This window comes from Lentzea alba, assembly GCF_047445655.1.
GTDB lineage: Bacteria > Actinomycetota > Actinomycetes > Mycobacteriales > Pseudonocardiaceae > Lentzea > Lentzea alba_A.
Genome location: NZ_JAJAEG010000006.1, coordinates 87,173 through 114,123 on the forward strand (window position 1 = coordinate 87,173; position 26,951 = coordinate 114,123).

General features: G+C 69.6%; 1 protein-coding gene. It reads right to left on the reverse strand.

Translation table 11 applies throughout. From position 1 onward, the window contains the following. Positions 1–30 precede the first annotated feature (30 nt). Positions 31–26,880, reverse strand: coding sequence for a type I polyketide synthase (locus LFM09_RS11485; RefSeq protein ID WP_414096349.1), 26,850 nt, complete (start codon positions 26,878–26,880; stop codon positions 31–33). Between the last annotated feature and the right edge of the window lie 71 nt (positions 26,881–26,951).

The following is a 26,951-nucleotide window of genomic DNA, read 5'->3' on the forward strand; positions in this document are numbered from 1 at the left end:
AGGGAGCGGCCGGCCGTTCAACAAGAACGTTCAGTCAGCTTGACCGTCGAGCGCGGCCTGGATCAGGTCGTCGACGCTCATCTCGTCGATGCCGCCCTCCGCGACCTCACCGGAACCACGGCCGATGAGCTGCATCAACGGCTCCAGCACACCGATCTCGCGCAGCTGGGCGAGCGGCACCCGCGCCAGCAGGTCGCGGATCTCCGTCTCTTCCGAGTCAGTCTCGGCAGCGTCCGGGATCAACTCGCTCAGCACGTGCGTCGCGAGCTCTTGCGGCGACGGGTGGTCGAACACCAGCGTCGACGCGAGCGCGAGCCCCGTGGCGGCGTTGAGCTGGTTGCGCAGCTCCACCACCGCGAGAGAGTCGAACCCGAGATCGCGGAACGGCCGATCTGGCCGCACAGCGTCGACGTCGGCCTGGCCGAGCACCTCCGCCGCCCGTGTCCGCACCAGGTCCAGCACCTCGTCGAAACGCTTCGCCGCAGGCAACGCCAGCAGCTTCTCCCGGAACGCACCCTCGGCGACCGGAGGTTCGACAGCGGCCTCGGTGACCAGCTCCCGGAGCAGCGGGTTCGGCCGGAACCCACGACCCTTCTCCACGGCCGCAACGACCGCCGTGGGAAGCCCCTCGCCGACGAGCTGTCGAAGCGCTACACACGCCAGGACTGGATCCATCGAAGCGATTCCGGCGCGCTTGGCGTTGGCGAGCGCGTCCTCTGTGTCGGCCATACCGCCGCCACCCCACGCACCCCACGCGATCGACGTCGCCGCCAGACCCGCGCCACGACGACGGTCCGCCAACGCGTCGAGCATCGCGTTCGCCGCCGCGTAGTTCGCCTGGCCGGGGCTGCCGACCGACGACGACGCGGAGGAGAACAGCACGAACGCGTCGAGGTCAGACGTCAGCTCGTCCAACAGCAACGCCGAGGTGACCTTGCTGCGGAACACCGCCTCGAACCGTTCCGGCGTCATCTTGTCCAGCACGCCGTCGTCGATGACGCCCGCGGTGTGCACGACACCGGTCAACGGTCCGGGGATCGTCGAAAGCACTGCCTGCAACGACTTCCGGTCCGCCACATCGCACGCGGCGATCGTGACGTCGACTCCCATGCCGACGAGTTCCGAACGCAACTCGGCAGCGCCATCGGCCTTCAACCCGCTGCGGCTCACCAGAACCAGGTGTTCCGCGCCGTTCTGCGCGAGCATCCGTGCGACGTGACCGCCGAGAGCACCGGTGCCGCCGGTGATCAGCACCGTGCCGCGAGGCTGCCACTCCTGCGCCGGAACAGGTGCCGGAGCAGCGACCAGCCTGCGCCCGAACAACCCGTTCGCCCGCACCGCCACCTGGTCCTCACCGTCAAGTCCGGAAAGGACTGACGTGAGCCCGTTCGCGACCCGGTCGTCGATCACCGCGGGCAAGTCGATCAGGCCGCCCCAGCGCTCCGGGTGTTCCAGCGTCACGACCCGGCCGAGGCCGTGGATCGCGGCCTGCGTCAGGTCCTCGAAGGGCGTGCCGTTGACTGCCACACCGTCGCGCGTCATGCACCACAGCGGTGCGTTGATGCCCGCGTCGCCGAGCGCCTGGATCAACGCGGCGGTCAGCAGCACACCGGCAGGCGCACTCCCCTCCCCCGCGTCGGCACGGCCGAGCAGCGACAACACACCGGCGAACGACGTGCCCAGCGAACGCAGTTCTGCCGCGATCGCCTCACGGTCAGGCGACACGATGTTGACACGCACGACACTCACGCCGAGTGCCTCGATGACCGCGTCACTCCAGTCGTCTGAGCCGGCGGTCACCGCGAGCCACGTTCCGGTCAGGTCGCCGGACCTGGTGGCGTCCAACGGTTTCCAGGTGATCCGGTGCCGCCAGCTGTCGACCAGCGCGAGGTCGGTGCGCTGCTTGCGCCAGTCCAGCAGCGCGGGCAGCACCTGTTCCAGCGCGCCGGTGTCGACTCTGAGCACGTTCTGCAGGGACCCGAAGTCCTCGCCTTCGATCGCGGCCCAGAACGCCGCATCGTCCGCAGGTGCGGCGGGCTTCGCGGAGGTGGCCATCGTCGATGGCCAGAACCGCTGGTGCTGGAACGCGTAGGTCGGCAGCGTGATCGTGCGGCCGGGCCCGAAGAACCCTGCCCAGTCGACCTTCACGCCACGGGCGTGCAGGCGGGCAAGTGCCGAGACGATCGACTGCTCTTCGTCGCGGTCCTTGCGCAGCACCGGAATGCCGCCGTCGACCAGACCGGACAGCGTCGCGTCCGGCCCCAGCTCCACGAACGTCGTGACGCCGCGTTCGGTGAGTGTCCGCACGTTGTCCGCGAACCGCACCGCTTCCCGCACGTGCCGGATCCAGTACTCCGGGCTGGTGATGTCACCTTCCGCCACAACGGGAATCCGCGGCTGGTGGAACTTCAGCGACTCCACAGTGGACCGGAACTCGGGCAGCATCGGGTCCATCAGCGGCGAGTGGAACGCATGGCTGACACGGAGCCGCTTCGACTTCCAGCGTTCCGCGATCGCCACCACCGCTTGCTCAGGCCCGGCGATCACGACCGACTCTGGCCCGTTGACCGCCGCGATCGTCACGCCGCCGGTCAGGTGCGGCAGCACGACGTCCTCGCTGGCCTGCACCGCGACCATCGCACCGCCCTCGGGCAGCGCCTGCATGAGCTCGGCGCGCACGGTGACGAGCTTCGCCGCGTCCGGCAGGCTGAGCACGCCGGCGACGTGGGCCGCCGCGATCTCGCCGATCGAGTGGCCCGCCAGGAAGTCCGGCTTCAGCCCCCACGACTCGACCAGGCGGAACAGCGCGACCTCGATGGCGAACAGCGCGGGCTGCGTGTTGCCGGTGAGGTTGAGCGTCTCCTGGTCGCCACCCCAGATCACGTCCTGGAGGTTCGGGTCGAGGTGGCCGAGGACCTCGTCGAGTGCGTCCCGGAACACGTCAAACCGCTCGTACAGCTCACGGCCCATGCCGATGCGCTGCGAACCCTGACCGGCGAACAGGAACGCGAGCTTGCCGGAGCGCGCCACCTCGTCCCTGATCACCAACGGGTTCCGCACGTCGGAGGCGAGCGCCGCGAGCGCGTCGGTCAGCTCATCGCGGCTGCCGGCCAGGACGACCGCACGCTGGTCGAACGACGCCCGAGTCGTGGCCGCCGACCGGGCGAGCTCCACCAGGTCAGCGTCGACGTCGAGCAGGCGCGCGGCCTGGTCGCGCAACGCGGCAGGAGTCCGCCCCGACACGAGCACCGGAACCACTCCAAAGTTGTCCACAGATCGCTGAGCGACCCCTTGACCAGCACTTTCATCCGGTACGCTGGAAATTGGGGGGATCCCCGAGCCGGGCGCTTCCAAGATCACGTGGGCGTTGGTGCCGCTGGCGCCGAAGGACGACACGGCAGCGCGCCGGGCACGGTCGACGGCAGGCCACGACGTGCGTTCCTGCAGCAGCTGGACCGCGCCGGTGCTCCAGTCGATGTGTGAGGACGGCGTCTCGGCGTGCAGGGTGCGCGGCAGCTCGCCGGCCCGCATCGCCATCACCATCTTGATCACGCCCGCGACACCGGACGCCGCCTGCGTGTGCCCGATGTTCGACTTGACCGCGCCGAGCAGCAGCGGCTCCGACCGGTCTTGCCCGTAGACGTTGAGCAGCGCCTGCGCCTCGATCGGGTCACCGAGCTTCGTGCCGGTGCCGTGCGCCTCGACCGCGTCCACATCGGACGGACGCAACCCGGACGCGGCCAGCGCCTGCCGGATGACCCGCTGCTGAGCCGGTCCAGACGGGGCGGTCAGCCCGTTGGAGGCACCGTCGGAGTTGATCGCCGAACCACGCACGACCGCGAGCACTTCGTGGCCGTTCTTCACGGCGTCCGAAAGCCGTTCGAGGACCAGCATGCCCACGCCCTCGGCCCAGCCGGTGCCGTCGGCGTCGTCGGAGAACGCCTTGCAGCGGCCGTCCTCCGACAGCGCGCCCTGAGCGCTGAACTCGATGAACCCCACCGGCGTCGACATCACGCAGACACCGCCGGCAAGGGCGAGCGAGCACTCACCTGTGCGCAGCGCCTGGGCCGCGAGGTGCAGCGAGACCAGCGACGACGAGCACGCGGTGTCGACGGAGACCGTCGGCCCCTGCAGGCCGAACGTGTAGGCGAGGCGGCCGGACAGCAGCGACGCGGACTGCGCGGTCTGCCACTCCAGGCCGGTCTCCTCGGGCGACGGCCGGTACTCGCCGCTGCCGCCACCGACGAACACACCGGTGACCGAACCGCGGATCGTGGCCGGGTCGACGCCCGCCCGTTCCAACGCCTCCCAGGCCGTCTCGAGGACGATGCGCTGCTGCGGGTCCATGACCATCGCTTCGCGCGGCGAGATCGAGAAGAAGTCCGGGTCGAAGTTCGGGACGTCGTAGAGGAAACCGCCGCTGCGGGTGATGCTCTGTCCACTGTAGAGAGACGTGAGATCCCAGCCGCGATCCGCGGGGAACTCCCCGATCGCGTCACGGCCTTCGAGCAGCAGCTGCCACAGGTCTTCCGGGGACCGCACGTCTCCGGGGTAGCGGCAGGCCATGCCGACGATCGCGATCGGTTCGTCGGTCACCGCTCGGGCGACGAACTCGATCTCGTCCGCGCCGCCGAGGAGTTCGGTGAGCAGGTGCTCGGCGAGCTCGTTCGGCGTCGGGTAGTCGAACACCAGCGTGGCGCTCAGCTGCAGACCCGATTCGGTCTGGATCTGGTTGCGCAGGTCCACAGCCGTGAGCGAGTCGAAGCCGAGGTCGCGGAACGGCACGTCCGGCTCGATCGCGTCGGTTCCGTTGTGGCCGAGAACGAGCGCCGCCTTCTCGCGGACGAGGGTGAGCAGCGCGCCGTGGCGTTCGTACTCGGGCAGCTTGGCCAAGGCCTGCTTGAGAACCGGCTCTTGCTTCTGCTGGACGAAGTTGCCGAACAGTTTGTTGGCCTGCTGGAAGGCACTCCAGTCGACGTTCGCGACGACGACGTTCGTCCGTCCGCTTGCGACTGCCTGGTGCAGGGCCGCGACGGCGTTCGGGGCGTCGAGGACCGGGATGCCGCTCACCCGCAGGTGGGCGGTCATGCTCTGGTCGGTCGTGCCTTCCCACGGCGCATACGCGATGGACGTCGCCTTGAGACCGCGGTTGCGGCGCTGCCGGGCGAACTCCTCGACGATCACGCTGTGCGCGGCCTGCTGCGCCTGACCGCGGAAGCCCCACGTTCCGGCAACGGAACCGAAGACCACGAACGCTTCCACGTCCAGGTCCGCGTACTGACCGAGGGTGTCGATACCGCCGAGGTGGATCACCGCGGTGACGTCGTCGGTGAGGGTGTCGGTGGTGTCCATCAGGTCGCGGAGCTGGTCGCCCATCGGCCCGTCCGCGCCTACGAGCAGCACCTTGCCGGTCGGAGTCCACGGCGTCGTGGCCTCGATGCGGCGCAGACGTGGGACGAACGCGCCCTCGTCGTGGAAGGTGACTTCCTGTTCCTGCACTGGAATTGCCCAGGTGTCGGTTTCGACGCGGATCAGGCCGCCCCAGCGTTCCGGGTGTTCCAGCGCGGCGACGCGACCCTCGCCCCAGACTGCGGGTTCCTTGCTGACGCACCACAGCGGGGCCGTGATGTTGTTGTCTGCAAGTGTGTTCAGGACCTCGAACGGGCTGGCGTCGCTGATCGAGATGACACCGGCGTAGTCGCCCGGCACGAGCTCGGTGGTCGTTGCGCCGGCGAATCCTGTTGCGTCGCCTAGAACGAGCCAAGTGCCCTCGGTCGTGGTGTCGACTTTGTGCTGCTCCCACACGACCTCGTACAGCCAGTCGTCCGTCACGGACTTCGGCGTCGTCGTCGGCCAGTAGCGTTCACGCTGGAACGCGTAGGTGGGCAGCGGGATGCGTCGCGCTCCGGTGCCCGCGAAGTACTGCGACCAATCGACATCCGCGCCTCGGACGTGCAGGGTGCCGAGCGCGAGGGCGAACGCGCTGACCTCGTCGCGATCCTTGCGTTGGGTCGCAACGGCTCCGTCGACCATCGCGGCGAGCACGCCGTCCGGGCCGATCTCGACGAACGTGTCGACGTTGCTCAGACTCTGCACGTTGTCGTGGAAGCGAACGGTGTCGCGAACGTGGTTCACCCAGTAGTCGACCGTCGTGACGTCGCCGGTGGTGGCGATCGGGATCCGCGGCTGGCTGAGTCGGATGTTCGCGATGGCGTTGCGGAAGTCCTCCAGCATCGGGTCCATCAGCGGCGAGTGGAACGCGTGGCTGACAGTGAGCTGCTTGGTCTTCTCGAACTTCTTGGCGATCTTGGCGACGCTGGCCCTGTCGCCCGCGATGACGATGCTGCCGGGTCCGTTGACGGCCGCGATCGACACCTTCTTGGACTTGCCGATCTGCTTCCGGACTTCTTCTTCGGTGGCGAGGATGGAGACCATCGCGCCGCCTGCCGGGAGTCTCTGCATGAGGCTCGCGCGGGCCGTGACGAGCTCGGCCGCGTCTTCGAGGGTCAGCACGCCCGCGATGTGGGCGGCCGCGATCTCGCCGATGGAGTGGCCGGCGACGTGGTCGGGCAGCACGCCGAGGCTTTGGACGAGCCTGGCGAGCGCGACCTCGATGGCGAACAGCGCCGGCTGCGTGTTGCCGGTCTGGTCGAGCTGCTCCTCGTCCTCGCCCCAGATCACGTTCCTCAGGCTCGGGTCGAGGTGGGCGAGGACCTCGTCGAGCGCTTCCCGGAACGTGTCGAACCGCTCGTACAGCTCGCGGCCCATGCCGAGGCGCTGCGAACCCTGGCCGGTGAACAGGAACGCCGTCGTGCCCGCCTTGCGCGCCACGCCGTTCGCGACCTCCGCGCCGTCGATCAGCAACGCCCTATGCGCGAACTGCGCGCGCGTCGTCGCCGCCGAGAACGCCAGATCCAGCTGGTCCGCCTCGACCGCGCGAATCTGTTCGATCTGAGCGCGCAGAGCATCGGAGGACTTCGCCGAAACAACGACGGGGGCCCCCTTGGGGGGACGCGAGGTCCCCACTCCAATCGTCGCACGGGAGGCCGACGATTCCGGGCCGGCAAGATCGACAACTGCCGACTTGTCCACAGGCGTGGAGTTGTCCACAGATTCCGGCGCGGTGCCCTGACCAGCATTTTCGGTGAGTACGCTGGAAATTGGGGGGATCCCCGAGCCGGGCGCTTCCAAGATCACGTGGGCGTTGGTGCCGGAGAGGCCGAAGGCGGAGATGCCGGCGCGGCGGGAGCGGTTCGACGAAGGCCACGGGGTGTTGTCGGTGAGGAGCGCGACCGGGCCTGAAGACCAGTCGACGTGCGTGGTCGGGGCGTCGACGTGCAGGGTGCGGGGCAGGACGCCGTGACGCATCGCCTCGACCATCTTGATGACGCCCGCGACGCCCGCCGCAGCTTGGGCGTGGCCGATGTTCGACTTGACCGAACCCAGGTAGAGCGGTTCGGAGCGGTCGGCGAACGTCGCGAGCAGCGCCTGGGCTTCGATCGGGTCGCCCAGGGTCGTGCCCGTGCCGTGCGCTTCCACCGCGTCGATATCGCTCACGGACAGACCGGCGTCCGCGAGAGCGCGGCGGATCACGCGCTGCTGCGACGGGCCGTTCGGGGCGGTCAGACCGTTTGACGCGCCGTCGGAGTTGACGGCCGAGCCGCGAACGATTGCCAGGACCTCGTGGCCATTGGCCACCGCGTCAGACAGACGTTCCAGCACGAGAATGCCCGCGCCTTCGGACCACGCGGTGCCGTCGGCGCCATCGGCGAAGGCCTTGCAGCGGCCGTCCGGGGCGAGTCCGCCCTGGGTGGTGAACTCGACGAACGAGTCTGGGCTCGACATGACACTCACACCGCCGGCGAGCGCGAGGGAGCACTCACCGGAGCGGAGCGCGCGCATCGCCCAGTGCATGGCGACCAACGACGACGAGCAGGCCGTGTCGATGGTGACGGCGGGGCCTTCCAGTCCGAGGACGTAGGAAAGGCGGCCGGACATGACCGACGCGGTGTTGCCGGTGGCGAGGTAGCCCTGGATGTCGGGATCCAGCGAGCGGCGCAGGACGTTCTCGTAGTCCTGGCCGTTGGTACCGACGAACACGCCGGTCGTACTGCCCTTCAACGACAGCGGGTCGAGCCCGGCACGTTCCAGCGCCTCCCAGGCCGTTTCGAGGACGAGGCGCTGCTGCGGGTCCATCGCGAGGGCTTCCCGCGGTGAGATGCCGAAGAAGTGCGCGTCGAAGTCCGCGACGCCGTTGAGGAATCCGGCTTCCAGCGACGCCGACGCACCGGCGCCGAGCGCGGCCAGGTCCCAGCCGCGGTCGGACGGGAACGAGCTGATGCCGTCGCCGCCGCGGGAAACCAGGTCCCAGAACGCTTCCGGTGACGTCACGCCGCCGGGGAAGCGGCAGCCGATGCCGACGATCGCGATGGGGTCGTCGTCGACGCGGGCGGCGACAGGGGCAGCGGTGACCTCGCCGACCTCGCCCAGCAGGAAGTCCGCCAGGTCGTAGGGAGTCGGGTAGTCGTAGAGGAGCGAGGCGGGCAGCGTCAGTTCGGTCGCGGCCTGCAGCCGGTTGCGCAGCTCCAGGGTCGTGAGCGAGTCGAAGCCGAGGTCGAGGAACGCGCGGTCCGGGTCGACGTCGGAAGCGTTGCCGTGGCCGAGGACCGCGGCGATCTGGCCGCGCACCAGGTCGAGGACCGCGCGGTTGCGTTCGGCCTTCGACAGGCCCGCGAGTGCCTTGCGGAACTGCGGCTGGTCCGACTCCACGACCTTTTCGGTGGTGTCGAAGCGTTTCACCTCGGGCAGGTCGCCGACCAGCGGCGCCGGGCGCAGGCCGGCGAGCGCGGGCAGGAACCGTTCCCAGTCGATCTCCGCGACCATCACCGCCGCGTCGCCGTGCTCGATCGCCTGTCGAAGCGCTTCGAGTGCCAGTGTGGGCACCATCGGCGTGAAGCCGCCGCGCTTCAGGCGTTCCGCGACGCCGCCTGCGGCCGCCATGCCGGCCTCGCCCCACGGGCCCCACGCCACCGAGGTGGCCGGAAGTCCTTGCAGGCGGCGGTGTTCGGCGAAGGAGTCGAGGAAGGCGTTGGCCGCGGCGTAGTTGCCCTGGCCCGCGCCGCCGATGACGCCCGCGGTCGACGCAAACAGCACGAACGCGTCGAGGTCCGCGGTGAGCTCGTGGAGGTTGCGGGTCGCGTGGACCTTGGCGCGCAACAGGTTCGTGAACGACGTCGCGTCCATCGACTCGACCAGGCCGTCCTCGACGACACCGGCGGCGTGGAAGACCGACGTGACCGGGTGCTCGGCGAGGAGGGCTTCCAACGCTTGACGGTCGGCGACGTCGCAGGCCTTCACGATCACGCGCGGGTCGGCGAATTCAGCGGTGCCCGTGCGGCTGACCAGGATGACCTGCTCGGCGTCGTGGTCGAGCAGCCACTGCGCGACCTGCTTGCCGATCGCGCCGGTGCCGCCGGTGACGAGCACGCGGCCCGGACGGTAGTCGCGGTGCAGTGCGCTCGGGGTGCTGTGGACGAGGCGGCGGCCGTAGACGCCGGACGGCCGCACCGCGACCTGGTCTTCGGCGCCTGCCAGCACGCCGGGGATGCGGCGCGCGGTGTTCCAGTCGAGCTGCGCGGGCAGGTCGATCAGGCCACCCCAGCGCTGCGGGTGCTCCAGCGCGATCACGCGGCCGAGGCCCCACACCGTCGAGCTTTCGGGGTTCGTGATCTGCTCGCCGCCGCCGACCGACACCGCGCCCCGCGTCGCCACCCACAGCGGGGAGTCCTGGCCGGCGTCGCCAAGTGCCTGCACCACAACGGAAGTGCGGACGAGCGCTTCCTCGGCGCCTGTGTTGATCGCGAGCAGTGACAGCACGCCGGCGTACTCACCGCGGACCTGCTCGGCCAGTTCGCTGCGCGTGTGGGCCGCGTTGACGACCACGGTTTCGACGCCCAGTGCCTCGGTGAACTCGGACGCGTCGTCGTTGGCGAGGATCAGCCACGGGCCGGTGAGGGTGGCCTGAGCGGTGATCGGCTTCCAGGTGACCGCGTAACGCCAGGAGTCCACAGTGGACTGCTGCTTGCGCGAACGCCATTGCGCCAGCGCGGTGAAGTCCTCGCGTTCGACGGCGGCCCAGAACTCGTCGTCGACGAAGTCTCCGTCCGAAGGCTGGCTGGTGGCGGGCTCGGGCCAGAAACGCTGGTGCTGGAACGGATACGTGGGCAGCTCGACCGTGGTTTTCACGCCCGCGAAGTAGGAGGTCCAGTCGACGGTGGTGCCGCGGACGTGCAGGCCGGCCAGTGCGGTCAGCAGGGTCACGACCTCGTCGCGGTCGCGGCGCAGCGCTGGGACGAGCACGGCTTCCTCGGTCAGCGACTCCTGCGCCATGCCCGTGAGCACGCCGTCCGGGCCGAGCTCCAGGAACGCCCGCACGCCGCGGCTTTCGAGCTGCGTGACCTTGTCCACGAACCTGACGGCCTCGCGGACGTGCCGGACCCAGTGCTCCGGGTTTGTGATGTCGTCGGCGACGACCGGGATCGTCGGCTTGCCGAACTGGATTCCGCTGATCGCCGTGCGGAAGTCGGCGAGCATCGGGTCCATCAGCGGCGAGTGGAAGGCATGGCTGACCTTGAGCCGCTTGGTCTTGTCGAAGCGGTTCGCGATCTTGTGGGTTTCGGCCTCGTCGCCCGCGATGACGACGCTGGACGGGCCGTTGATCGCGGCGATCGAGACGTTCTCGGTCAGCAGCGGCGTGATGTCGGCTTCGGTGGCCTGGATCGCGATCATCGCTCCGCCTGGCGGGAGCTGTTGCATGAGGCTCGCGCGGGCTGCGATGAGGGTGCACGCGTCGTCGAGGGTGAGCACGCCTGCGACGTGGGCGGCGGCGATCTCGCCGATGGAGTGACCTGCCAGGTAGTCGGGGGTGACGCCCCACGACTCGACGAGCCGGTAGAGGGCGACCTCGACCGCGAAGATCGCGGGCTGCGCGTAGCCGGTCTGGTTGAGCGCGTCCTCGTCGTCGCCCCACATGACGTCTCGCAGTGGCCGGTCGAGGTGCGCGTCGAGGTGGGCGCAGACCGCGTCGAAGGCTTCGGCGAACACCGGGTATCGCTCGTGCAGTTCGCGACCCATGCCGAGGCGTTGCGAACCCTGGCCGGTGAACAGGAACGCGGTGCGGCCGCGCGTGGTCTGGCCTCGCGTGACGGATGCGTCCGGTTGGTCGTCGCGCAACGCCTGGAGGCCACGCACCAGTTCGTCGCGGTTGCTCGCGACGACGACTGCGCGCTTCTCGAAGGTGGACCGCTTGGTGGCGAGCGCCGCGGCCAGGTCTTCGAGGTCCGCGTCCACGGCGATCAGGTTGGTCGCGACCTGCTTGAGCGCCTCGTCCGCGCGCGCCGACAGCAGCACCGGCACCGCGCGCGTCGACAGCTCGCCGTGCTCCGGCACTGCGGCCGGCACCGCGCCGACCTGCGGAATCGATCCCGATTGGCCGGCCCCCTGGGGGGAGCCACCCCCCATCCCAATCATCTCAGGGAGGTCTGACAGTTTTGGCGCCTCTTCGAGCACCACGTGGGCGTTCGTGCCGGAGAGGCCGAAGGAGGAGACGCCGGCGCGCTTCGGGTGGCCGGTCTCGGGCCACGTTTCTTCGGTGGCGAGGAGTTTGATGGCGCCCGCGGACCAGTCGACCTTCGTGGACGGCTGGTCGACGTGGAGGGTGCGGGGCAGCACGCCGGCCCGCAGCGCCAGCACCATCTTGATGATGGACGCGACGCCGGAGGCCATCTGAGTGTGGCCGATGTTCGACTTCATGGAGCCGAGCAGCAGCGGCCGTGAGCGGTTCTGGCCGTAGGTGGCGAGCAGGGCCTGGGCCTCGATCGGGTCGCCCAGGGCCGTGCCGGTGCCGTGGCCGTCGACGGCGTCCACTTCGGACGGTTCGAGGCGCGCGTTGGCGAGGGCCTGGCGGATGACCCGTTGCTGGGAGGGGCCGTTCGGGGCGGTCAGGCCGTTGGAGGCGCCGTCCTGGTTCACCGCGGAGCCGCGCACGACCGCCAGGATGCGGTGGCCGTTGCGCTGAGCGTCGGACAGGCGTTCCAGCAGGACGAGACCGACGCCCTCGGCGAGGGTCATGCCGTCGGCGGCGTCGGAGTAGGCCTTGCAGCGGCCGTCCTTCGCCAGAGCCCGCTGACGGCTGAAGCCGACGAAGGCGCCGGGCGTCGCCATGACCGAGACGCCGCCGGCCAGCGCGAGAGTGCTTTCGCCGTCTCGCAGTGACTGGCAGGCCAGGTGCAGGGCCACCAGCGACGACGAGCAGGCCGTGTCGAGGGTGACGGCGGGGCCTTCGAGGCCGAACAGGTAGGAGACGCGGCCCGAGAGCACGCTGGAGAGCGTGCCGGTGATCATGTGACCCTCGTCGCCGGGCTGGTCGGAGCCGCCTGCCGAGTAGTCCTGGTAGGAGGCGCCGATGAACGCTCCGGTCAGGGTTCCCTTCAGCGTCTGCGGGTCGATTCCGGCGCGTTCGATGGACTCCCAGGCGGTTTCCAGGAGGAGGCGTTGCTGCGGGTCCATCGACAGGGCTTCGCGGGGGCTGATGCCGAAGAAGCCGGGGTCGAAGTTCGCCACGTCGTGCAGGAAGCCGCCCTGCACCGAGTAGGCGCCGCCGGGGGCGTCCGGGTCGGGGTTGTAGAGGGAGTCGCCGTCCCAGCCGCGGTCGGCGGGGAAGCCGGAGATCGCGTCGACGCCGTTCATGACGACGTTCCACAGGTCTTCCGGCGTTGCGACGCCGCCGGGGTAGCGGCACGCCATGCCGATGATCGCGATGGGTTCGTCGGATGCTGCGGACGCGACGACCTGGGTGGCCGGGACGTCGGCGCCGAGGAGTTCGCCGAGCAGGAACTCGGTGAGCGCGAGCGGGCTCGGGTGGTCGAACACCATCGTGGTCGGCAGCGTCAGACCTGTTGCGGCGGCGAGCTTGTTGCGCAGGTCGACAGCGGTGATCGAGTCGAAGCCGACCTCGCGGAACGCCCGGTGCTCGGTCAGCGCGTCGGCCGATGCCATGCCCAGCACCGACGCGGCTTCGGCGCGCACGAGTTCGAGCAGCTGCTGTTCACGTTCAGCGGGCGGAAGGGCCCTCAGCGTGGCTGCGAAGTCACTGTCGGAGGGTGCTGTCTCGGCGGCGACCGCGAGAGCGCGAACTTCCGGCAGTTCTTCGAAGAGCGTGGTCGGGCGCATCGCGGTGAAGACCGGGTAGTAGCGGTCCCAGGCGATGTTCGCGATGGCGATCTCGGTCTCGTCGTCCTCGATCGCGCGCTGCAGACCGGCGAGCGCCAGCCGTGCCTTCATGAACTCCAGGCCGCTGCGGCGGATCTGGTCGGTGTCGACGCGGCCGAGACCGATGTCGTCGGACCAGATGCCCCACGAGACGGAGGTGCACTTGAGGCCACGTGCGCGGCGGTTCGCGGCGAGCGAGTTGAGGTAGGCGTTGCCGGCGACGTAGGAGGCGTGGTTGCCCGAACCCCACATGCCGGAGATCGACGAGAACAGCACGAACGCGTCGAGGTCCTCGGTCAGCAGTTCGTCCAGGTGGGCGGCGCCGTCGACCTTGGCGGTGAGGATCTCGCTCAGACCCTCCACAGTGGACCCGTCGATCGAGTGCAGGCCGATCACCGCGGCGGTGTGGATGACCGCACGGATGTCACGGCCTTCCGCGCGCAGGTCGTCGAGCATGCGTTCGACGTCGTCCTTTCGAGCGATGTCGCAGGCGACGACGCTGGTGGGGGTGCCGAGTTCTGCCAGCTCCGCCACGAGTTCGCGGGCACCGGGGGCGTCGAGGCCGCGGCGGCTGGTCAGCACCAGGTGCTCAGCGCCCTTGTGCGCGAAGAACCTCGCGACGTGCGGGCCGAGCGTGCCGGTGCCACCCGTGATGATCGTGGTGCCGCGCGGGGTCCAGTCGGAGGCGGTGGGCTTCGACGGAGCGCGGACGATGCGGCGGGCGAGGGTGCCGGACGCGCGGATCGCGAGCTGGTCCTCGTCGCCGGCGTTGGCCAGGACGGAGACGAACCGTTGCGCGGCCCGCTGGTCGAGCTGTTCGGGCAGGTCGATGGAGCCGCCCCAGCGTTGCGGGTGCTCCAGCGCGGCGGTCCAGCCGATGCCGACCGCCTGCACCTGCGCGGGGTGGTCGACGGTGTCCGCGCGGCCGGTCGAGAGGGCGTTGCGGGAGATGTTCCAGATCTTGGCGTTGATGCCGGTGTCGGCGAGCGCGTTGATCAGGTTGACGGTCAGGAGCAGACCTGTTGGCAGGCCGAGTGTTCCGGGGCGTTCGTCGGTGGGCAGCAGCGAGACGATGCCGGTCACGTCCGGGAGTTTCGCGGCGATCGTGGCGCGGTCGTCGTTGGCGTCCAGGACGATCCGCTGCACGTCACCGAGCGCGTTGACCACGTCGGTGTCGTCGATTGCGTCCGTGGTGACGACTGCCCAGGTGCCGGTGAGCTTGCCGTTGTCGAGACCGCGCAACGGCTTCCACGTCGTGCGGTAACGCCACGAGTCCGTTGTGGACTGATCGCGGCTGGTCTGCCTCCACGTGTTCAGGGCGGGCAGGACGGCAGCGAGCGTGGCCTCGTCGAGGTGCAGGCTCTGGGTGAGGGTCGCGAGGTCCGACTGCTCCACGGCCTGCCAGAAGGCGTCGTCCGCCGGGTCCTGCGCGGCGACGGGGTGCTGGGGCGGGCCGATCCAGAACCGCTCGTGCTGGAACGGGTAGGTGGGCAGGTCGACGCGGGTGCCGTCGAGGTGCCACTTGACCGGGTAACCGCGGACCCAGACCTCGGCCAACGACTGGTGGACGCGCTGCAGGCCACCGATGTCGCGGCGCAGCGTGCCGGTGACGACGCCGCGTTTTCCCTCCAGCGCGTCCTGCACGCCGGGCGTGAGCACCGGGTGCGAGCTGACCTCGACGAACACCTGGTGGCCGGCGGCGATGAGCTGCTCAACAGCTTCGTTCAGGTGCACGGTCTGGCGGAGGTTGGTGTACCAGTACTCGGCGTCGGTGTTGTCGTTCCACTCGCCGGTGACCGTGGAGAGGAACGGCGTGTGCGGGCTTTGCGGGGTGATGGTCGCGAGGTCGTTGAGGATGTCGTCGCGGAGGTCCTCGACCTGGGCCGAGTGCGAGGCGTAGTCGACCTCGATGCGGCGGACGCGGACGCCCTGTTCGGCGAGCTTGGCTTGGAGGGCGTCCAACGCCTCCAGGTCGCCGGAAACGGCGACGCTGCGCGGGCCGTTGGTGGCGGCGAGGGAGAGGCCTTCTTCGAGGTGCGGCAGGACTTCCTCGGCCGAGAGCGCGACGGAGATGATGCTGCCGCGGCCCGACATCACGCGGCCGATGGCCTGGCTGCGCAGCGCTACGACCTTCGCGGCGTCTTCGAGGCTCAGGGCGCCGGAGACTGCTGCGGCGGCGATTTCGCCCTGGGAGTGGCCGATCACGGCGTCGGGGGTGACGCCGTGGTGTTTCCAGACTTCGGCCAGCGAGACCATCATCGCCCAGCTGGCGGGCTGGACGACGTCGACGCGGTCGAGGCTGCTGTGGTTGCGGATGACGTCGAGGAGGTTCCAGTCGATGTGCGGCTGCAGGGCGGCGGCGCACTCGGCCATGCGGGCGGCGAACGTTGGCGACTCGTCGAGGAGTTGCGCGCCCATGCCGACCCACTGGGTGCCCTGGCCGGGGAAGATGAACGTGACCTTGCGTTCCAGGTCGGCGATGCCCCTGGTTTCCGTGCCGTCGAGGAGGACCGCGCGGTGGTCGAAGTTGGGGCGCAGGCTCAGGCTGTACGCGATGTCCGCGGACCTCACGGGGGTCGTGGGGCGCGCGGGCGCCGCACTGTTTGAGGGGCTCGCGATGTCCGTCAGGTCCGCGGGATTCGCCGAGTTCGCGAGCTCCACCGAGTTCGCCAGGTTCGCGGAGTCCGCCAGGTTCGCGGAGTCCGCAAGGCTTGCGGGGCTCGCGGGGCTCGCGGGATTCGCGGCGCTTCCAGGATTCGCGGGGTCCACGTCGCTTGCCGAACTCGCGGCGAGTTCGCTCAGCCCGGCGATCTGGGCGCGCAGGGCAGCCTCAGACTTGGCCGACACCAGCCACGGAATCGATACCGATTCGCCGGCCCCCTGGGGGGAGCCGCCCCCCATCCCAATCGTCTCAGACGGCACCGACAGTTCTGGCGCGGTCGCCTGTTCCAAGATCACGTGGGCGTTGGTGCCGGAGATGCCGAACGACGAGACGGCGCAGCGGCGGGCGCGGCCGGTTTCGGGCCATTGAGTCGTGTCCTGGAGCAGGGAGATGGTGCCCGGCGTCCAGTCGACGTGGGTCGAGGGTTCGGCGGCGTGCAGGGTGCGGGGCAGCACACCGGCCCGCAGGGCCATCACCATCTTGATGACGGAGGCGACGCCGGCCGCGGACTGGGTGTGGCCGATGTTCGACTTCACCGAACCCAGGAGCAGTGGGCGGTCGGCGTCGCGGTCGCGGCCGTAGGTGTTGAACAGTGCCTGGGCCTCGATGGGGTCGCCCAGAGACGTGCCGGTGCCGTGAGCGTCAAGAGCGTCGATGTCGTTCGAAGTCACGCCGGAGTTGGCGAGGGCCTGCAGGATGACGCGTTGCTGTGAAGGGCCGTTCGGGGCGGAGAGGCCGTTGGAGGCGCCGTCCTGGTTGACGGCGGAACCGCGGATCACGGCCAGCACGCGGTGGCCGGCGGCGAGAGCGTCCGACTGGCGCATCAGCAGGAGCATGCCGATGCCCTCGGAGAGGATCATGCCGTCCGCCGAGTCCGAGAACGACTTGCAGCGGCCGTCGCGGGCCAGTGCGCGTTGGCGGGAGAAGGCGATCAGGGGTTTCGGGTTCGGCATGATCGTCGCGCCGCCGGCCACGGCGAACGCGGACTCGCCGGTGCGCAGTGACTGGCACGCCAGGTGCATTGCCACCAAAGAAGAAGAGCAGGCGGTGTCCACGGTGACGGCGGGGCCCTCGAAGCCGAACACGTAGGCGACACGGCCGGACAGCACGGACGGCGACGTGCCGGTGACCTGGTAGCCCTCGGAGCCGCCGTCACCGCCGCCGTACTCGATGTACGAGGAGCCGATGAAGGCGCCGACCTTCTTGCCGCGCAACGCCGCCGGGTCGATGCCCGCGCGTTCGACGGCCTCCCAGGTGGTTTCCAGCAGCAGGCGTTGCTGGGGGTCCATGCCGGTGGCTTCGCGCGGGGAGATGCCGAAGAACGACGGGTCGAAGTCCCCGGCGTCCGGGAGGTAGCCGCCCGCGGTGGTGTAGGTGGTGCCGGGGCGGTCGGGGTCCGGGTCGTACATCTGCGCCATGTCGAAGCCGCGGTCCGCTGGGAACTCCGTGATCGCGTCCGTGCCGGCCAGCACCATCTCCCAGAACGCCTCGGGTGTGTTCGCGTCGCCGGGGAAGCGGCAGCTCATGCCGACGATGGCGATCGGTTCGTCCGAGTCGATCTGGGCTGAGTAAACGACATCCGCTGACGCGGCGCCGAGCAGTTCGGCCAGCAGGTGGTCGGCCAGGACCACGGGGGTCGGGTAGTCGAAGACCAGGGTCGCGGGCAACGACAGACCGGTGGCGTCGGACAGTTTCTTGCGCAGCTCGACGGCGGTCAGCGAGTCGAAACCGATGTCGCGGAACGCGCGGTTCTCCCCCACCTCCTCGACCGAGCTGTGGCCGAGGGTCGCGGCTGCTTCGGCGCGCACCAGTTCGACGAGCTTGCGCTTCTGGTCCTCTTCGGACAGTGCACGGAGCTTGCGTGCGAACTCGGAGTCGTCGCGGCGGACCTCCTCGACGACCGTCAAAGCCTTGACCTCGGGCAGGTCCGACAGCAGAGCGGACGGCCGCACCGACGTGAACAGCGGGAAGTAGGTGTCCCAGTTGATGTCGACGACGGTGACACACGTGTCGTCGTGCATCACGGCGCGGTTCAGCTCGACGACGGCCTGGCCGGGTTGCAGGAACGTCAGGCCGCGGCGCGCGAGATTGTCGGACATCGCCTCGTGCGTCGCCATGCCGACCTCGGCCCACGGGCCCCACGCGATCGACGTCGCGCGCAGGCCGCGGGCGCGGCGGGTCTCGGCCAGGGCGTCGCAGTAGGCGTTCGCGGCGCCGTAAGCGGCCTGGCCACCACTGCCCCACACGCCCGCGATCGAGCCGAACAGCACGAAGAAGTCGACCTCGCCGACCAACGAGTCGAGGTTCGCGGCGCCGATCACCTTGGCGGACAACACCTCCGCGAAGTCCCGCAGCTCGGTGAGTTCGAGAGGAGCGTGCTGCGCGGCACCGGCGGTGTGCACGACACCGGAAAGGTCGGAAATCCCCTCCAGAACAACGGAAAGCGCGTCGCGGTCGGCGACATCGCAGGCCACGATCGAGACCTGCGGGCCGAGCTCCTCCAGCGATGCCTTCAGCTCGGCGGCGCCCGGCGCGTCCATGCCCCGGCGAGAAGTCAGCACCAGACCGGAAACACCGCGCTCGGCGAGCCACTTCGCCGTAGTGGCACCAAGTCCACCGGTACCGCCGGTGATCAGCACGGTGCCGTGGGCGGTGTAGTCGGACGGCAGTGCGTCAACAGGGCGATGTGCGAGACGGCGTCCCATGACGCCGGACGACCGCACGGCCAGCTGGTCCTCGCCGTCCAGACCGGCGACACAGGAAACGAAGCGCCGCAACGCGTTCTCGTCCAGCACCTCGGGCATGTCGATCAGACCGGCCCACCGCTGCGGGTACTCCAGCGCCGCCGCCCGGCCGAAGCCCCACACGGCTGCCTGCGCGGCGGAGCGCACCGAGTCGGAGGTTTCGGCGGCGACCGCACCGGACGTCACCGCCCAGATCGGCGCGTCGACCGACTTGACCAGCAGAATCGACTGTTCCAGGCCGGTCGTCAGCACCTCTGACGGCGACTCGTCCAGTGCCAGCAACGAAACCACAAGATCACATTCGGGCACGTCGGCCACCGAGGTGACGACGGTGACCTCGGCGCCGTGAGCCGCGAGCGCCGCGCGGTACGGCTCGGCGTCGACGGCGGGAGTCGTCAGAACCACGATGTGACCGGACAGGACCGGCGTCCCCGTGACGCGGACCGGCGCCCACAGGACGCGGTAGCGCCACGAGTCGAGCAGCGTCTTCTCCTGGTTGCCCGCGCGCCACGACGACAGCGCCGGGATCAGCGAGTCCAGCGACGAACGCTGCTCCTCCCCCAGCCTCAGCAGCGCCGCGAGCTCGCGGGCGTCGCCGCGTTCGATCGCCGCCCACAGCTTGGCGTCCGCCGGGTCCGCGTCCGCCACCACCGGAGCAGCGGAACCCAGCGGCCAGTAGTACTCGTGCTGGAACGCGTACGTCGGCAGCGTCACGCGGTGCGCTGGGCCGTAGTAGGTCTTCCAGTCCACGGACACACCGGCAGCGAACAGGCGACCCAGCGCCAGAGCGATCGACTCCTCTTCCGAACGGTCCTTTCGCAGCACCGGGATCGCACCGTCGACCAACGCCGAGAGCGCGCCCTCGGGGCCGATCTCCACGAACGTCGTGACACCGGCAGCACGCGCCGATTCGACGTTGTCGTGGAACCGGACGGCGTCACGGACGTGCCGCACCCAGTAGTCGGATTGTTCAACAATTCCGCCAGCGAACAGAGGGATCGTCGGATCGTTGAACGAAAGCCCCTCGACGACCTGCCGGAACTCGTCCAGCATCGGCTCCATCAACGGCGAGTGGAACGCGTGCGATACCGAAAGTTGCTTGGTCTTGCGATCGTTAAAGGTTGTAACTATCGCGAGGACCTCTTGCTCAACGCCGGCGATGGTCACCGACTCCGGGCCGTTGATCGCGGCGATCGAGACACCGGGCGTCAACAGCGGGGTGACCTCAGCCTCCGTCGCCTGGATGGCGACCATCGCGCCGCCGGGCGGAAGCGCCTGCATCAGACGGGCGCGCGCAGAGACCAAGGTGCAGGCGTCGTCGAGAGAGAGGACTCCGGCCACGTGCGCAGCGGCGATCTCACCGATGGAGTGGCCGACCAGGGCGTTGACCTTGACGCCCCACGAGCGGACGAGCCGGAACAGCGCGACCTCGAACGCGAACAGCGCGAGCTGGGCGTTGCCGGTCTGCTGCAGGTCCTCCTCGGAGGAGCCCCACATCACCTCACGGACGGGCAGACGCTCAAGGACCTCGTCGAGAGCCGCGGCGAACACCGGGTACCGGGCGTAGAGCTCACGGCCCATCCCCAGGCGTTGCGAACCCTGCCCGGAGAACAGGAACGCCACCTTGCCCGGCGCGACCTCACCCTCCACCACGGCGGCGTCGGCGTTCTCGGTTGCTAGAGCCCCTAGCGATCGCAAGAGGCTCTCACGATCGTGAGCCACCACGGCCGCTCGCTGCTCGAACGCCGACCGCGTCGTCGCCAGCGAGAACGCCAGATCGCGCAGCGATATATCAGTGGACTCGACGAAGGAACGCAGACGCGCGGCCTGCCCTCGCACAGCACGGCGCGTGCGGCCGGACAACACCACCGGCACGACGACGTCCGAAGGCGCGGAAGCCGGCGCGTCGACGGCCGGCGGCTGCTCGACGATGATGTGCGCGTTGGTGCCCGAGATGCCGAACGACGAGACACCCGCACGACGCGGCCGGGAGACCTCAGGCCACGAGCGGGAAGAAGTCAGCAGCTCGACGGCGCCCTCGGACCAGTCGACGTGCGAAGAAGCCGTCGTGACGTGGAGGGTCTGCGGCAGCACACCGTGCCGCATCGCCTGCACCATCTTGATCACACCGGCCACACCGGCGGCGGCCTGGGTGTGGCCCATGTTCGACTTCACCGAGCCGAGCAGGAGGGGTTCCGTGCGGTTCTGGCCGTAGGTCGCCAGCAGCGCCTGCGCCTCGATCGGGTCGCCCAGGGTCGTGCCGGTGCCGTGCGCCTCGACGACGTCGACATCGGACGAGACCAGTCCGGCGTTCGCCAACGCGGCGCGGATCACGCGCTGCTGAGCCGGGCCGTTCGGCGCCATCAGGCCGTTGGAGGCGCCGTCCTGGTTCACCGCCGAACCACGGATCACGGCAAGTACCGGGTGCCCGTTGCGCACGGCGTCGGACATGCGCTCCAGCACCACCACGCCGGCGCCCTCGGACCAGCCCACGCCGTCGGCCGAGTCGGAGAACGCCTTGCAGCGGCCGTCCGGGGACAGACCGCGCTGCCGGGAGAACTCGATCAGCGCGGTCGGCGTCGACATGACCGTGACACCACCGGCGAGCGCGAGCGAGCACTCCCCCGCGCGCAAAGCCTGCATGGCCCAGTGCATTGCGACCAGAGACGAAGAACAGGCGGTGTCGACGGTGACCGCGGGACCTTCCAGCCCCAGCGTGTAGGAGACGCGACCGGACACAATGGACGGTGAGGTGCCGGAGCCCTGGAAGCCCTCGAAGTCACCGCCGCCCAGCCGAGCGCCGTAGTCGTTGTACATCACGCCCGCGAAGACGCCGGTCTGCGTGCCGCGCAACGACACCGGGTCGATCCCGGCGTGCTCGATCGCCTCCCAGACCACTTCGAGCAGGATGCGCTGCTGCGAGTCCGTTCCGAGGGCTTCACGGGGAGACATGCCGAAGAACCCGGCGTCGAACTCGCCGGCGTCGTGCAGGAAGCCGCCGGAGCGCGAGTACGTCGTGCCGGGGTGGTCGGGGTCGGGGTGGTAGAGGTTCTCCAGGTCCCAGCCGCGGTTCGACGGCAGTCCGGACACCGCGTCGCCGCCCTCGGACACCAGGCGCCACAGGTCGTCCGCCGAGCCGACACCATCGGGGTAGCGGCAGCCCATGCCGACGATCACGATCGGGTCGTCGGACACCGCGGCCTGAGCGAACACCGGCACAACGGCGTCAGCGTCGAACAGCTCGTCGAGCAGGTGCGCGGCCAGTGCTGTTGGCGTCGGATAGTCGAACACCATCGTCGCGGGCAGCCGCAGCCCGGTCACCGCGGTCAGCTGGTTGCGCAGCTCCACGGCGGTCAGCGAGTCGAAGCCGAGGTCCTGGAACTGGCGGGTGGGCTCGATCTCGGCGCCGGAAGCGTGCCCGAGCACCGCCGCGACCTGGCCGCGGACCAGTTCCAGCACGGCGTCCGAACGTTCTTCCGCGCCCAGGCCCGACAACCGGCGGATGAGCGTGTCAGCGGTCTCCGACCCCGAGGCCGCGCGGCGGGTCCGCACCCGGATCAGGCCGCGCAGCAACGGCGGCACCTCGCCGCGCTGCCGCAGCGTTGCCAGGTCGAGGCGCGCCGGCACCAGGGCTGCGGCTGAGGACGCCACGCCGCGATCGAACAACGCGAGGCCCTGTTCGACGGTCAGCGGCGGCATTCCGGTGCGCGCCATGCGTTCGGCGTCAGCGTCGGAAAGCATGCCTTCACCGGCCCACGCGCCCCAGGCCAGCGAGACGGTGTTCGGGCGGTATTCGGCCAGTGCGTCGAGGAAGTGGTTGCCTGCCGCGTAGTTCGCCTGGCCCGCCGTGCCCCACGTGCCGGCGAGCGATGAGAACAGCACCAGCGGGACCGAGGGCAGCGCCTGGGCCAGGTTCCAGGCCGCGTCGACCTTGGGACGCAGCACGGCGTGCAGGCGTTCCGGGGTCAGCGACGAGATCACGCCGTCGTCCAGCACGCCGGCGCTGTGCACGACGGCCGAGATCTCGTGCTCGGCAACGAGAGCGGACAGCGCTTCTGCGTCGGCGACGTCGCAGGCGATGATGGAGACGTTGGCGCCCAACGACTCCAGCTCGGCCACGTCGCCACTGCCGCTACGACTGACCAGGACGAGGTCGCGCACGCCGTGTTCGGTGACCAGGTGCCGTGCGATGACTTTGCCGAGACCGCCGGTGCCACCCGTGATCAGCACGCGAGAGCCCCACTCGACCGGGGTCTCCTCGATCTCGGCGCGGGCCAGGCGCGGCGCGTAGACCTCGCCGTTCCTCAGCGCGAGCTGCGGTTCGTCGGAACCGACGGCAGCGCTGAAGGCGGCGAGAGATTCGGGGGTGCCGTCCAGTTCGATCAACGAGAACCGGCCGGGCGACTCGGACTGCGCCGAACGCACCATGCCCCACACCGCGGCGGACGCGAGGTCGGCGCTGCTCGTCACGAAGACGACGCGCTCGTCGCGTTCCTCTTGCAGTAGGAGGAGGACGCGCTCGGTCAGTTCGTGGACGGAGGCGACGACGTCCTCGTTGCCCAGGACCGGGACTACAACGACATCGGATTCCGGAGTGCTACCGAATCCGAAGACGTCCTCGCCCAGCACGGTGAACGCGGTGCCGGCTGCGGGGACCGTCACCGGCACCCAGTCGACCTGGAACAGCGAGTCGCGGTCCACATTGGACTCTGTGGCGACGGCGCGCACCACCAGCGAGTCGACCGAGGCGACCAGTTTGCCGGCGCCGTCGACTGCGGTGATGGCGTAGGCGTTGTCGCCGGAGCGGGTCAGGCGGACTCGCAGTGAGCTGGCGCCGGTCGCGTGCAGCGACACGCCTTCCCACGAGAACGGCAGGCCGGCGTCGCCCTCGCCCGAGACGAGCGCGGCGTGCAGGGCGGCGTCCAGAAGTGCCGGGTGCAGGCCGAATCCGGCCGGGTCGACGCCGTCGGGCAGCGCGACCTCGGCGTACACCACGCCGTCTGGGTTGCGCCAGGCCGCTTGCAGGCCCTGGAAAACCGGGCCGTATTCGAAGCCCATCGCGGCGAAGTTCTCGTAGCAGCCGTCGACGTCCAGGGCCGTGGCTCCGGCTGGCGGCCACACCGAGGTGTCGAACTCGGTGTGGCGGGCGGGCGCGCCCAGGACACCGATCGCGTGCTGCGTCCACGGTTCGTCGTCGGACCCCTCGGCGCGCGAGTAGATCTTGACGGTGCGGCGGCCGTTCGCGTCGGCGTTGCCGATCCACAGCTGCACCTGCACGCCGCCGCGTTCGGGGACGATCAGCGGGGCGGTGAGCGTCAGTTCCTCCACGCGGTCGCAGCCGACCTCGTCGCCGGCGCGGATGGCGAGTTCGAGATAGGCGGTGCCGGGCAACAGAACCGCGCCGCGCACGGCGTGATCGACCAGCCACGGGTGGGTCTGGCGGGTCAGGCGGCCGGTGAGCAGGGCGCCGTCCTGGTCGGCGAACGAGACCGTCGCGGAGAGCAGCGGGTGCTGCGCGGCGCCGAGGCCTGCGGCGCGCGGGTCTTGGAAGCCGGTGCCTTTGGGCCAGTAGTGCTTGGTTTGGAAGGCGTACGTGGGCAGGTCGACGCGCTTTGCGTTGGTGTGCGCGAAGTAGGTGTTCCAGTCGACCTTGGTGCCGCGGACGTGCAGGATGGCGAGTGCCGCGGTGATGGCCTCGACCTCGTCGCGGTCCTTGCGCTGGGTGGGGATGCCGTCGTCGACCAGGGCGGAGAGGATGCCGTCGGGGCCGATCTCCAGGAACTGGGTGACGCCGTGGGTCGTCAGCCAGTTGATGCCGTCGGCGAACCTGACGGCCTCGCGGACGTGGCCGACCCAGTAGTCGGCGGTCGTGATCTGCTCGACGCGGGCCTGTTCGCCGGTGACGTTCGAGATCAGCGGGATGATCGGGGCTTCGAAGGTGATGTCTGCGATCGCCTTGCGGAACTCGTCGAGCATCGGGTTCATCAGCGGCGAGTGGAACGCGTGGCTGACCTGCAGCTGTTTGGTCTTGCGGTCTTCGAAGTGTGCGGTGACTGCGCGGGCTGCTTCTTCGGTGCCGGCGATGACGAGGCTGTTGGGGCCGTTGATGGCGGCGATGGAGACTGCGTCGGTGAGGTGCGGGGTGACCTCGTCCTCGGTGGCCTGGATCGCGATCATCACGCCTGCACTGGGCAGGGCCTGCATGAGTCGCGCGCGGGCGGTGATGAGTTTCGCGGCGTCTTCGAGGCTGAACACGCCGGCGATGTGCGCGGCGGCGATCTCGCCGATGGAGTGGCCGGCTACGAAGTCCGGTTTGAGGCCCCAGGACTCGGTGAGGCGGTAGAGGGCTACCTCGAACGCGAACAGCGCTGGCTGGGTGTACTTGGTCTGGTTGAGCGCGTCTTGGTCTTCGCCCCAGATGATGTTCTTGAGGTCTGGGTCGAGGTGTTCGAGGACCGCGTCGAAGGCTTCGGCGAAGGTTGAGAAGCGGGTGTAGAGCTGTTTGCCCATGCCGAGGCGCTGGGCGCCTTGGCCGGTGAAGAGGAACGCCTGCTTGGCGCGGGCGGCCGTTGCCTGGACGAGGGTTCTGGACGGAGTGCCGTCGATCAACGCCTGGAGGCCCGTGCGGAGGTCGCCGATGATGGCGGCGCGGTGGTCGAACTGGGCGCGGGTGGTCGCGAGCGAGTACGCGAGGTCGAGTTCATCGGCGGTGTCGGCTGTCGAGAGCAGACGCTCCGCCTGCGCGCGCAACGCTTCGCGCGACCTGCCCGAGACGAGGAACGGCACGGCGCCGACCTGGACCGGGCCGGCTTCGGCTTGGACCGGCTCGCGGCTGGGGTCTGACAATTCCGGGGCGGGCGCTTCCTCGATGATCGTGTGCGCGTTGGTGCCCGAGAGACCGAAAGACGACACGGCGGCACGACGGGGCTGACCGGTCGAAGGCCACGGCATGTTCGAGGTGGCGAGCTGAACGGCGCCGGCTTCCCAGTCGACGTGGGAAGAAGGCGTGTCGACGCCCAGGGTCTGGGGCACGACGCCAGCCCGGATGGCCATGATCATCTTGATCACGCCGGCCACGCCCGCCGCGGCCTGGGTGTGGCTGATGTTGGACTTGATCGAGCCCAGCAGCAGAGGCTGGGAGGCAGCGCGGTTGCGGCCGTAGGTGGCGAGCAGGGCCTGGGCCTCCACCGGGTCGCCGAGCACCGTGCCGGTGCCGTGGGCCTCGACCACGTCGATCTGGTCGCTGGTCAGGCGGGCGTTCACCAGGGCGGACTTGATGACTCGCTGCTGGGAGGGGCCGTTCGGGGCGGTCAGGCCGTTGGAGGCGCCGTCCTGGTTGACGGCGGAGCCGCGCAGCACGGCCAGGACGGAGTGGCCGTTGCGCTGGGCGTCCGACAGGCGTTCCAGGACGAGCATGCCGACGCCCTCGGACCAGCCGGTGCCGTCGGCGGAGTCGGCGAACGAGCGGCAGCGGCCGTCCGAGGACAGGCCGCCCTGGCGGGAGAACTCCACGAAGGTCGCGGGGTTCGCCATGATCGTGACGCCACCGGCCAGAGCCAGGGACGACTCTCCGGCGCGCAGTGACTGCATCGCCAGATGCATTGCCACCAAAGAAGAAGAGCAGGCGGTGTCGAGAGTGACCGACGGGCCCACGAAGCCGAGGGTGTAGGAGATGCGGCCCGAGATCACGGAGTTCGACGAGCCGAGCAGGACCATGCCCTCGCCGCCCTCGCCGGGGCCGAGCTGGTAGTCCTGGTTCATCGCGCCCGCGAAGACAGCCGTCGAGGTGCCCTTCAGCGAAACGGGGTCGATGCCCGCGCGTTCCAGGGCCTCCCAGGTGACCTCCAGCAGCACGCGCTGCTGCGGGTTCATGCCCAGGGCTTCGCGCGGGGAGATGCCGAAGAAGTCGGCGTCGAACTCGCCAGCGCCCTCCAGGAAGCCGCCCTGGTCGCTCGACGACAGGGCGAGCATCTCGGGGTCCCAGCCGCGATCGGTCGGGAAGGCGCGGATGCCGTGTTCGCCGTTCACGACCATCTGCCACAGATCTTCGGGACTGCGCACACCGCCTGGGAAACGGCAGCCGATGCCGACCACGGCGATCGGTTCCGACGCGGCCGCTTCGAGGTCCTGCAGACGCCGCTTGGTGCGCTGAAGGTCCGTACTGGCCCGGCGGAGGTAGTCCCGGAGCTTCTGTTCGTTGTCCATCCCTCAACCCATCTCGAGACGCGACCTGCCAGGAATCCTCGCGTCCGGGCGCCTGGCATACCCCTAGAAAC

Excerpts from the sequence above, each read along its gene's own strand:
- LFM09_RS11485 (WP_414096349.1), bottom strand. The coding sequence starts at position 26,880 with ATGGACAACGAACAGAAGCTCCGGGACTACCTCCGCCGGGCCAGTACG.